General features: G+C 34.4%; 8 protein-coding genes. 3 read left to right on the top strand and 5 right to left on the bottom strand.

The annotated features are described in order from the left end of the window. Window positions 1-9 precede the first annotated feature (9 nt). Window positions 10-933 carry a hypothetical protein gene (locus N3F66_13130; protein ID MCX8125087.1) on the bottom strand — a complete coding sequence of 308 codons (924 nt, stop codon included), beginning with the start codon at window positions 931-933 and terminating at the stop codon, window positions 10-12. 444 nt (window positions 934-1377) lie between these two features. Here N3F66_13130 and N3F66_13125 point away from each other — a divergent pair, with 444 nt between their 5' ends. Next, window positions 1378-4125 (top strand): AAA family ATPase, encoded by a 2748-nt coding sequence (locus N3F66_13125; GenBank protein MCX8125086.1) that lies wholly within the window; start codon window positions 1378-1380, stop codon window positions 4123-4125. Window positions 4126-4157: 32 nt separating this feature from the next. Beyond that, the gene (locus tag N3F66_13120) at window positions 4158-5510 is read left to right on the top strand and encodes an amino acid permease (protein MCX8125085.1); all 1353 of its coding nucleotides are present in this window, start codon (window positions 4158-4160) and stop codon (window positions 5508-5510) included. A 14-nt stretch (window positions 5511-5524) separates the two neighbouring features. Here the strand turns inward: N3F66_13120 and N3F66_13115 are convergent, their stop codons facing one another. Then, window positions 5525-6748 carry an ATP-binding protein gene (locus N3F66_13115; protein MCX8125084.1) on the bottom strand — a complete coding sequence of 408 codons (1224 nt, stop codon included), beginning with the start codon at window positions 6746-6748 and terminating at the stop codon, window positions 5525-5527. Between the two features lie 172 nt (window positions 6749-6920). Between N3F66_13115 and N3F66_13110 the strand changes: the two genes are divergently transcribed. Continuing rightward, window positions 6921-7706: a hypothetical protein gene (locus N3F66_13110; protein MCX8125083.1), complete on the top strand. Its 786-nt coding sequence runs from the start codon at window positions 6921-6923 to the stop codon at window positions 7704-7706. Between the two features lie 450 nt (window positions 7707-8156). On the opposite strand, the gene N3F66_13105 is transcribed toward N3F66_13110, so the two are convergent. The 3 genes from N3F66_13105 to amrA all read right to left on the bottom strand — a co-directional run. After that, entirely contained in the window at window positions 8157-10379 is a 2223-nt protein-coding gene (locus N3F66_13105; GenBank protein ID MCX8125082.1) for a hypothetical protein, read from the bottom strand. Beyond that, window positions 10334-11455 (bottom strand): AmmeMemoRadiSam system radical SAM enzyme, encoded by a 1122-nt coding sequence (gene amrS, locus N3F66_13100; protein ID MCX8125081.1) that lies wholly within the window; start codon window positions 11453-11455, stop codon window positions 10334-10336. The genes N3F66_13105 and amrS overlap by 46 nt, the downstream gene beginning before the upstream one ends. After that, a partial coding sequence (gene amrA / locus N3F66_13095; GenBank protein MCX8125080.1) for an AmmeMemoRadiSam system protein A occupies window positions 11452-12705 on the bottom strand: 1254 nt, incomplete at its 5' end. The genes amrS and amrA, both read right to left, overlap by 4 nt.

The following is a 12705-nucleotide window of genomic DNA, read 5'->3' as shown; positions in this document are numbered from 1 at the left end:
CAATTAAACTCATCGCAACACGTCCATAGCAATAATATCAATACTGGTAATGTGCTTTACTATTTTTTTGTCTTCAACATCATAGATAGTAAGGCCATTGTATCCGTAAGTATTACCTGATGATGAAATTATAATATGCCTGTCATCAAGTGAATCAATATTAAAGATACCATCACTACCAAGATAAAGAATTTCAGGGTAATTGTTATCTGAAATTACCTGTTTTAATAATCGACTTGATACTGCATCAATGGCTATCGCAAAAACCTTGTCATTATCTGTCACTGTTACATCCATAAGGGAATTCCCTACAGTGGTTGTAGAATTGAGTGTGGTTGAAGAACTGGTTGTAATCCTAAATATGGAGTTAGCAGGACTGCTTGTTGTCCACACATAGAAATAACTTTTTGTTTGCAAACCTCCAAAAGGATTAGATAATGTTGTTCCAATATCAACCAGGAATAAAATTGTAGAAGGATTGTTGATAGAGTAAAAATTTAAGTTTGTGCCATCAGGTTCTATGATAAATATTTGTGAATTCAATCCCTTAAACATTCCTAAGGAATTTGAAGAGAACGACCCAATAATTTGACCCCAGGGTAAAGCTTCTGCTTTCAATTTATATATATAGTAAGTAGAATCCCAGAAATATATAAATGTATCTTCATAACCAATAACATTTAAATCATTTGGTTGAGGCCCCACAATCACTGGCAGAGTTAAATTATTCTGGATCTTATATGTATTAGATGGATCACGTATGATAACATCACCTTTTTGATTAGCTGAAATTCCATCAGGTGCTGCTAAAAAAGATGGTATAAGTTTGAATATTTTTATATAATGTACATTTGCCAGTATGAGTGTATAATTGGTACCATCGTACGCAATTGCATACGCAGTGCGTGATTTTCCACTAGCAATGTCATACATATTGATCCGGTCACAGGACTGGAAGATAGTACTACTAAGTATAAGGGAAATATAAAATAATTTTTTTAATATACTCATAAAAATTCCTAATATATTATATTACTGTACATAATACATGTATGTATAATATAATTCCACTAATTTTTCAGGTCAAATGTGAAATTATACTAAATGTATAATTTATAAAATTTCCCAAAAACATTTAACAACTATCGAAATAGCTTTTTTTCTTGTGGGTATGATTGCAATTAATAATCTCTTCTTTTTATAGAAAATTTAAGATAAAAGCGGTTTATATGGGTGTCTATAATTTTTAAAAATATTGTTGCACATTTAACGCTATGATGCAACTAATTACACTTTGTAGTGTGACATAAACATTTCAAGTAAATTGTTTACAATGAGCTATCGCACATATTTTACAAAAATCCAAAGGTGTTGTAGATGTATTTAGACTCAATTGAAATATTTGGCTTTAAGTCATTTGCTGATAAAACTAAAATAAATTTTGAAAAAGGCATTACCGCAATTGTTGGCCCCAACGGATGTGGCAAATCAAATATTGTGGATGCCATTAAATGGGTGCTTGGCGAAAAGCAGGCAAAAAATATCCGTGGCGAAAAAATGGAGGATATTATCTTTGCCGGTACCGATCAACGTAAACCCCTGTCACTTGCTGAGGTTTCACTGGTGATCAATAACACCAACAGAATTTTGAATATTGATTCTGATACAGTTACTGTGACACGCCGAGTGTTCCGTGATGGCGAGTCAGAATATATGATAAATAAATCCCCTGTGCGACTTAAAGACATTGAGGAGCTATTCCTTGATACGGGGTTGGGGAAAGCTTCGTATTCGGTAATGGAGCAGGGTAAGATTGACCTGATACTTTCAACAAAGGCTGAAGACCGTCGCTACATATTTGAAGAAGCTGCTGGCATTTCCCGATTTAAGGTACAGAAAAAAGAATCGTTGAAAAAATTAGAAGACACAACCGTCAATTTAGAACGACTTAATGATATAATAAAAGAAATTGAACGCGAGAAAGATTTTAAAGCAAAACAGGCCGAAAAAACTAAAATATACTTTGGCTTACGCGAGAAATATAAAAAGAACGATATAAGTTTGCAGCTTTTGCGGTACAGAGATTTTCAAAAAAAATTACAAAAAGTTACCGAAGACCGCCAAAGGCTTTTTGATGAGCGGGAAGAATTGTCAAAAAAAGTTGCTTTGATTTCCTCAGAAAATGAAAATGATGAAAAAAGGAAAAACGATATTCAGCTGCAACTCTTTGAGTGGGATAAAAAACTTCATACCTATACTGTAAAGGTGGAAGATATTGATGGGAAGACATCGCGAAACAGACAATTAATACAGCAGCAGCAACAACGTATAAACAGTACAAAGGCCAGAATTCAGGAAATTGATGAAGCAATAAAACGTTTGTCCGAGGAAAAGCAAAAAAATATTGAACAGAGCAAAACAATTGTTAGCAATATTGCCAACGATAAAGAACAGCTTGAGAACCTGTATACTCATCGCAAAAAGAAGATACATAATATCCATTCTTATCGTGATGCCATAGAACAAAAAAAACAAGCCATCAAGGACCTGGAAGCAACAGTAAAAAAATTGAGGGAATCCCTGGAGATAGTTATACGGCAATTAGTTGATGCTATTGAAAAGCGTAAACAGGAACTTGAATCTTCAGAAGCACAGCGTGAACATGTGCGTGAACGCATACATGCAGCATTATCTATGGCAGAAGAAAATTTACAGGCTGCGTTGCATAATCTATCGCTTAATTTGGTTCATGAAGCAATAGCAGAATTACAAAAAATTGACTTTTTGGCTTTGAAGAAAGATATACAGCTTTTTGAAAATTACGAGGATGGATTCAGATCAATTCTTTTTGACAAAACAGGTATCCATGCAGAAAAAGAACGGCTTGATTTGCAAATCCACAAAGCAACCACAGATATAGAACAATTGCAGACCGATATCAATCAATTGGAACTGAGCATCCGTAATGAACAGGAAGAACTTGAAGAAGTTAATAACATGATAACTCGTGTAGAAAAAGACCTGTCAAAAAATGAAAATGAAAAAGCGTGGATTGACAAGCACATCCACACCATTGAGCGCCAAATTGCAGAAGATGCTAAGCAAAAAGCTCATCTTGAAAATGAGATTCAGAAAATTGGACAACATATTGAAGAGCTTTCGGTTGAAATTGAGCAGTGGCAGAATAGCCTTGTTGAATACAATGAAAAAAGTAATGAACTCAAGCAGCAGATTCATGAACTTATTGCAAAGCGTGATGAAATAGATAAGCGTATTATTGGCCGCAAACAATCATCTAAAAAAGATATGGAGCAATTACAACGTTTAGCTGATCGCATCAGTGCTCTGGATAAAAATATTGTTGAGTTACAGTTCCGTCTTAACTCAGTTGAAGAATACTTATGGACTGAATATGAAACACGAATTGGTGATGCTACTATTACTGTAGATGAATCCATGTACGAAAGTATAAATAATGAACTACAGGATATTAAAAGACAAATACAGGAACTTGGTCCAATTAACAACTTAGCTATAGAAGAATATAAGGATTTAAAAAAGCGCTTTGAATATTACATTGAGCAAAAAAAGGATATTGAAAAAGCACGAGAGGATATTCTCTCAGTTATAGAGGATATCAACAAACAATCTGTTGATTTGTTTCTTAATACATTTAAAGAAATACAAAAAAATTTCCAGGAAATATTCAGACAGCTTTTTAATGGTGGTGAGGCCATCATAGAATTGACCGATCCAGATAACGTACTTGAAAGTGGTATAGAAATAATTGTTCGCCCCCCTGGGAAAAAGAATAAAAACATAAATATGCTCTCAGGTGGCGAGCGCTCCATGATTGCAATTGCTCTATTATTTGCAACCTATATGGTGAAAGCATCGCCATTTTGTTTTCTTGATGAAATTGATGCAGCGCTTGATGAAGAAAATGTGGGCCGATTTATACGGCTTGTTCAAAAGTTTTCAAAATCAACACAGTTCATAATTGTTACTCATACCAAAAAAACTATGAGTGTATGTGATTCTATTTTTGGAGTAACAATGGAGGAGCCGGGTGTTTCTAAAGTCATTTCATTGAAGCTTGAATCTGCATACGCTATGACAAAGTAGCTTGATATTTTATAATGTTATCAGGAGCCAACGTGGAACTAAAGCGCCAATTAGGTCTTTTTACCGGTGTAATGGTTATCATTGCTGATATGATAGGCACCGGTATTTTTATGACTACAGGAAATATTCTGGGCATAACGCAGAGTGCTCTGGTTGTAATGCTGCTGTGGATTATAGGTGGAGTGGTTGCATTGTGCGGTGCATTAAGTTACAGTGAGCTTGCCACAATGTGGCCAGATGCAGGCGGCGAGTATGTCTATTTAAAAAAAATATTTGGCAATCTTCCTGCATTTTTAACGGGTTGGATTTCGCTTTTAGTTGGTTTTACTGCACCTGTAGCTACAAGCTCAATGTTGCTTGTTCAATATTTAAATTCTTTCTTTGTGAATATACATGCACACACAATTTCTGCGTACACCGGAAATATTTTTTGGCAAAAAACTATAGCATGTATCATCATTGTGATTTTTGCCATGACTCATATAATTGGTGTCCGTAAGGGCAGCAACGTTCAAAATATACTTACAGTACTGAAAATTGGTATTGTAGTAGCTTTCATAATTGCGGGTTTTTATATGCTCGATAGCTCCGGAATCAGCCGGTTGTATGCACAGTATAGCACACTGGAAATAAAATCAATTCCCTACGTGGGGCTGTCGCTCCTTATTGTGATGTTTGCTTACACAGGATGGAATGGTGCAACATACATTGCTGGTGAGATAACTAATCCTGAAAAAAATCTGCCAAGAATAATGTTCATTGGAGTTGTCATTACTACGGTATTATATTTGCTACTGAATGCTGTATTCTTAATGTCAACGGATGCAACAGCTATTATGGGCAAAGATGAAATCGGAGCCATTGCTGCACAGGCATTGTTTGGGCCAATAGCAAGCAGCCTTTTCAGCATAACTATCGCCATAATTCTATTGTCGTCAGTTTCCGCACAGATGATGCTTGGCCCAAGAGTATACTATGCAATGGCTAAAAACAAAATGATTTTTCATTCATTGGCAAAAGTAAGTGATAGGTTTGGAACTCCAGTGTATGCTATTCTATTGCAAATGCTACTGGCTATTATCTATGTATATTCGGGAAGTGCAATGACATTGGTAATATATATGGGATTTGCTTTGAATATATTTCCAGTATTAGCTGTTATTGGATTAATAGTAGCACGCAAAAAGTATCCAAACTTAAACAGGCCATATACCACACCATTGTATCCTTTTATCCCATTAACATATATTGTGCTTTCAATGATTATGATGATTGCAGCATTATGCTGCTGGACAATTACATCGGCGTTTGCAATTGGCGTGTTGATTTTAGGTATTCCTGTATATTACCTGTGGCAAAGAAAGATATGGGAAGTTAAACAATAGGTTTTTCATTTTAATTAATATCTATCTAAAAGAAAATCAAGTAAATAAATGTGCTTTATTCCATTTCTCTCCTGAGGAAAAAATTTATCCATAGAAATTACAATTTTTTCATAATTGTCTTTTATCTTTTCAAGGTTGCCAAATTCCCGTAAAATAGTATCTTCATCCTTTAACAGGTAACATACCTGTATATATTTTTTTTCTTTTTGTTTTTCTGCAATAAAGTCTATTTCGATGTTGTCAAACACACCTGCTGAGATTTTATAACCCTTTGCTCTTAATTCATTATAAACAATATTTTCTAATAGAAAGCTGATGTCTTTTTCTTTATACCCGATTAATCCATTTCTAAGACCAATATCGTTTAGGTAAATCTTATCGTAAAATTCCAGATATTTTTTTCCTTTAATATCATAACGTTCTACTCTATGAATTAACATTGCAGATTCAATATACTTGAAATAGTTAATCACCGTATCTACAGATATTTTGATCCTTTGTGACTTAAAATAATTGGCTATTTTCTTAGATGTTGTTATATTTCCAATATTATCAAATAAATATCGTATGATATTATCAAGAATTCTTGTTTCACGAATATTATTTCTAACCACAATATCTTTATAAACAATTGTATTTATTATTGAATTTAGATAAGAAAATACATATTCATCTTCAAAACTTAGGTTATGGATGCCAGGTAAACCTCCAAATCGTGTATAAATTAAGAACTCATTTTCAACATTAGAATAATCGTTTCTGAAATCTAAAAATTCTTTAAACGTTAAAGGATAAACGGGAATTTCTACATATCTACCGCTTAATAAAGTAGAAAGTTCATTTGACATAATTTTAGCGTTTGAACCAGTTATGTAGATATCAGCAATTTTTTCAGCTAACAGAGAGTTTACCGCCTTTTCCCATTGATCTATTTCTTGAATTTCATCAATTATTACATATTTTTTTGTTTGTATTGCTCTTAACTTTTCTACTATATATAGGTACAAATCTTTGTAATTTTGTATACTATCAAATTCAAGTGACTCTTTGTTTATATATATTATATTACTCTTTGGAATGGATTCATTTAATAAATCACGAATGAAGATTTTCAAAATAGAACTTTTTCCTACTCTGCGCATACCAATTAAAACTTTAATGAGGGGTTTATCTTTAAATCCCTTAAGTACATTTAAATAATTAGGTCGTAGAATTAAGTGTTGAATATCATTTAACATAATACTTTCGAACATGGTCGAAAGTATTATGAAAAGTCAAGCACTTTTCGACTATAGTCGAAAATATTAACATATTTTATTTTTTAAATTTAAAAATTTTTTAATTTGAATATTTAAAGCATATAATATAATTTAATACCATATTTCTGAGGATTAAATATATTTTTTTGCAATGGCAAAGAATACGATAACAAAACAATATACTCTAACTCCAGCGGCAGGAAAGCGTTTAATTGCAAAAGCTATAGTACATATTCCTGAAATACAGGAAGCGCTGCAAAAAAGAACGATTGTCATTGTATCAGGAACAACCAATGGCTACATTGCTGAAGAAATGCTGATGCATATTAAACAGATTCAAGGATTTTCAAGAGAGCGTTTTTTCAGAGGGATAACTCTTCCGCCACGATATAATGTAAGTCAATCAGGGAGGCTGGAAGATGGTGGAACATTTGCTGCTGATGTGGTAATAGAAAAGGGAAAATGGGTAAAAGATAAATCGTTATTTGAAGTTGTCAATGATTTACAGGAAGGGGATATTATATTTAAAGGCGCCAATGCAGTTAACCTTGAAACAAAACAAGCTGCTGTGCTGATTGGTCACCCGCAAGCAGGCACCATAGGTGTGATTATGCAAGCTGTTGCAGGTAAAAGAGTTTTGTTATATATCCCTGTGGGGTTGGAAAAACGCATAACAGCAAATATAAATGAGATGGCTCAGATAATTAACTCACCACAGACAAAAGGGATTCGCTACTTCCCTATAACAGGTATTATTATTACAGAACTTGAGGCAATACACATTCTAACAGGAGCACAGGCTTTAGTTTTTGCAGCAGGTGGAGTTAGCGGAGCAGAGGGAAGTGTGTGGATAGCAGTTACTGGTACTGAAGAACAAATAAAGAAGGCAGATGAAATTATTAATTCAGTGAGATATGAGCAAAATTTTATTATTTAAGTACATTATACTTATTATTTACTCAAATTTTTTGTGGACAGTGCTGAGGTAAAATACATCACGCAGAGATCGCAGAGCACGCAAAGAAAAGAGATCATAATGGTTCATAAAAAAAGATATTTTATTTGCCATAGTAAAAAAGATAGCGACGACAGGATGTCGGAGCGTATTAAGTTGCGTGCTTTACGATAATAGCCAGGATGGCGTCGTAAAGCACGCTATGGAATGGTTAATGTTTATAATGGAAAGCCGGGGTAAAGGGGATATATAAGGGGAAAAGGGGCTGGCGTTTGAAGCCCCTTTTCCCCTTGTGAAAAAAGCTATTAGAACAAAAAAATTTTATGAGATATAAAATAATTTATTCATTTAAGAGAAGAGTAATAAATTCAAAACTCTGTGTTCTCAGCGACCTCTGCGTGAGGAAAAAATATTGGTTGAACTGTGTTTGTTTTATATGAAAAACTTATTCGTCATTTTGAAAAAAACTACTATAACTCCTAACACTATCATTATTAACAACGAATAAATTCCAAAAATTGGAAGCATTAAAAACGGTGTTATTAGTGAACCGCACAATGCACCAATGTGATCAAATGAATTAAGTGTTGAAGCTAAAAGGTGTATGTCCTCAGTTGGTTTGTTAAGCAATAGTGGTAAAAAAGAACCTGTTGTTGCTGCAATGATAGTAATAGATAAATAAAACATTACTGCACTGTTGTAGAAAGTGAACCCAAACAACAATAGCAAGCCGGCAATCATCAAAACAATCCTTGTTATAAAAAAATCTTTTTGTATAAATGTAGTGACGCTTCCTATTGCAAGTCCTAACATAAATACGCCATTGCATAATGCTATTCTATAATACAGAATTCCATACACATTTTGATAGGCAATAAGTGCAATAAACATTGCTGCCATGCTGATAAAACCAGTAATGAAAATTATTGAACCGTACATCAGATGGTGCTTGCCACGTGATGTAAATTTTACAATGCTTGTTATGACAATTATCAATAACGCTGCTGCCAACAAATATGGGTTTGTTATAAAATGTTCAGCCAGTGAATTGGATTGCTTTAATGAATTTGCTAAATATTCAAAATATCCTTTGGGTATAAGATCCGTGTTGATAATATTTTCAGATTTCACTTGTTCACTAAGATATTCATAGTGTGATTCCTGAAAATACATCCTGAATTCTTCAGGGTTAAATCCTGGAACTAATTGAGTTATCATTTTTGCATCTGGATTTTTTGGAAAATTCTTGATATATTCTGACAGATAGTTACTGACATCAGTGGTACGTGTGTAATTAAACCCAATACAATAAATAGAATCTCCTGCCGAAATCAGTGAAGATGGGAAAACTTGCCTGAAACTATTGATGACAGATGCAATGTATCGTCGCAGAGAAGGATTCATTATATTGGCAAAGCCTTCAATCTGTAAAATAAACACTCCGTCTTTGCTGAGATGTTTTTTACAATCATTAAATAACTCACGTGTGTATAATCTGTTATGCAAAATGCTATCAGGTGGGGGTGGCAAAATAATAATACTTTTGTATTTCTTTTTAGCAGTATTAAAGAAGTTTCTGGTATCATCGTAGTATATTGATAGTTTGTTTATTGGGAAGTCAGGATATATTGATAAAATATTTTTCTGTATTATTTGCCACATTTCACAGTCAACAGTAATATAGTCAATGTTTGCACCCATATAAGCACAAACATAGGGAACAAAGGCAGTGTCACCTGCAATAAGAATATTGGCATCTTTTAAGGCAATTCCGCTTGCAACTAATGTGTGAATAATAGGTCGTACAGAATAATCGTCAGGGAATTGTGCATAGAGGTTGCTGTTACCATACAAAGCGATAGTATCGCTAAGTTGTGCAACATACATTATCTGGTAGGGAGTACGTCGGTATTCCAGTAGTGAACCGGGATGATTGGCAGCAAACGATGCAGTAAGCAATTTCTTTTCAAAGGATGAAGAATGGAACGCTATAAAGCCAGCCAGTACTATAGCAGTAACTATCGCCATACGCTTTACTATTTGCTGTATAATTATTAAAGCAATACTACAGGCAGCAATAAAAAGTACTAGTTGAATGCTGAGAGGATTTAGTTTTTGTACTAGTAAAAACGTAAATAAAATACCCCCTATAAATGCACCTAGTGATTCAAGCAAAAATATAGTTGTTCCAGGGTTATTGATTTTTAACACAGAACCTGTTTGCACTAAAACAGGAAAGATATAACCAATAACAAAGCATTGAGGAAAAAGACAGATAAATGCTATTACAATCTCAGCTTCAAGTGGGTAGAAGCTACCATAGTTGTGGTAAACCAAAGGAATGCTATAAAAAAAAATTAGTGATATGCATGCTATGGCCGGATGGAGTGTGATAATTGTAGCAATTATACTAGAATACGGTCTTTTTATTTTTTTGCTGAAAGCCGCACCAAAAATAATTCCCGTAAACCATAGTACCATGATGATACCAATGGATAACTCATTGCCCTTGAAAAGCGTTAATAATTCTCGTATCATTATTGCTTGTGCAATGCTGGCTGAAATGCCAATGAAAAACGTTGACAGGTTTAAAAATATTAAACTGCGATTTATATTGTCCATATTCCAGGTATTTCCGTTTGACAGTGTGGGCATCTTCCTGATTTGAGTTTATTTGTTGTTGTATAAAAGCCACTGCGTTCTATAACTGGCTTGCCACAATTATGACAGTAAGTATTGTTTGCAGCATGCCCCGGAACATTGCCTATATAAACATACTTGAGCCCTTCGGCAAGAGCAATTTGCCTGCAGCGCTCCAGTGTTGATACTGGTGTTGGAGGTATATTCTTTAATTTATAAATAGGGTAAAATCGGGTAAAATGCAGTGGAGTGGTTATGCCACAGTGTGTTTTTATAAAACGAGCCATTGCCTTTATTTCATCAGGATCGTCATTTAATGTTGGAATGACAAGATTAACAAGTTCAAGCCACACATTTTTCTTTTTTGCCAGTTCAATGTTTGCAAGAACAGGTGACAGATTACCACCACAGATATCCTGATAAAATTTTTGAGAGTACGCCTTAAAGTCAATTTTTATTGCATTCAATAAAGGATACAATTGTTCGCTTGCATTTTTATTGAGATAGCCATTAGAAATTATAACGCAGGCAATGTTGTATTTTTTTGCAATCTGAACAGTGTCATACACATATTCATACTGAATCGAGGGTTCATTATAGGTGAAAGCAATAATTCTAGATTTATTAGTGATAGCCTGTGTTGCCAGCTGAGATGGTGTTATATGCCTGCTGTAAAGTTCCTCAGGCTGTGATTGCGATAGCTGCCAGTTTTGACAAAATTTGCAGCTGAAATTGCAACCAGCAGTAGCAACTGATACAGCGTCACTCCCGGGAAGAAAATGATACAAAGGTTTTTTTTCTATAGGGTCAATATGATATGCAGCTATCTGACCATACACAATGCTGTGGAGCCTTCCGTCAATATTGTGGCGTGCTTTACATACTCCTCTTTCATCATTTGAAAGTGTGCATCCGTTAGGGCACAGGTTGCATTGTATTGTGCTTGAATCAATTTTTTTCCAATGCATAGCTATGCGATAGTTACTGGCATATATACCTTCAGGTAAAAAAGGAAAAACTGTGCCAACCACCAATGTTTGTGCAGAGTAACAGAAGGCTTTTAAAAACTCTTTTCGGGATAATTTACTCATAAATTCACTTTGTTATTCATTTCATTTTCACTGAAAACAATTGCAGTAAACGTGTACATTTTTACTGAATCATACTCAAATGGATAAATTCCAGCTTTATGGCAGGCTTGTTCAAAGAATTGTTGCCTGGTAAAGCCAAATTCTGTTGCAACTTGTGGAAGGAGTACACCACGCCTGTTTCCTTTTACAACAAGCAGGCCATCCTTACCCAGTTTTAATTCTTCCAATGTTTTAATTTGTTTTAGAGGAGAAAGCACTGAAATTTCTATGCGGATTTTTTTATATTCGTCTTTTGTCAGTGGTTCAAAACGGGGATCGTTGAAGGCAGCATTTGCTGCACATTCAATGATTGTCTGATACAATGGTTTAATGGGTTCAATATATCCAATACATCCACGTAGGTTACCATTAATTGTCAGTGTAACAAAACCACCTGCATTGTGAGTACATATTGGTGGAACAGAACCTTTGTACTGAAATGGTGTTTGTTTATAGAGCATTGTTTCAATAGATGTATGTGCAAGAGTAAGCAAAAACTGTTTGTCATTTTTAGAAAGATTAAACGAATCTGAATTAGAAAATGTTGAGCTTAGTTGATGAAGTTTACCTGTAATAACCAAAGCAGCATAGCTAACGGTATTGTCGTAATCACCTGTAGTCTCAGCTGATGTTGAATATCCTACAAGTTCTTTTGACTGTATATATGAAAATACCGAAAGACCAAATACTATTGCCTTTTGCCCACAAATTGTTATGCCAGTAGATTCACAATAACGGTTAAACTCATTGAGATTGTTACTGAATATATAGTCAATCGCTTTACAATCAGAAGCTTTGATGCGTTCAATGCGCTTAGATGGTTGAAGTGTAGAGTAGGGGGTATATCCAAAACGTGGGCCATGGTGTGTAAAATCGCTGCTAATTATAAACAAAGGCTTTTTGTAATGAGCTATCGCCTTAATTAATCCTTTTGCAGCAACTTGAGCTTGTTCTAATGTTATATTACCAGTAAGTATTGGAATAACTGGTACACCCGAAAAATAATATTGAATAAATGGGAGTTGTATTTCAATGGAATGTTCTGGCTCAAATGCGTTATTATGGACTGTGTAATGAGGAAATTGAGATAAATTTTGAATTATTTTTTGATCAAGGCCTACACCACCAAGAGGAGTGGTTATAACATCATAGAGAGGTAGGGCAAAACCATTGAAATATTCATAGTGGGATGGTCCCACAATGATTATAAT

The sequence above is a fragment of the Spirochaetota bacterium genome (assembly GCA_026414805.1).
Classification (GTDB): Bacteria; Spirochaetota; UBA4802; order UBA4802; family UB4802; genus UBA4802.
The sequence above is the reverse complement of the archived record's forward strand: the minus strand, read 5'-3'. Positions and strand labels throughout refer to the sequence as shown.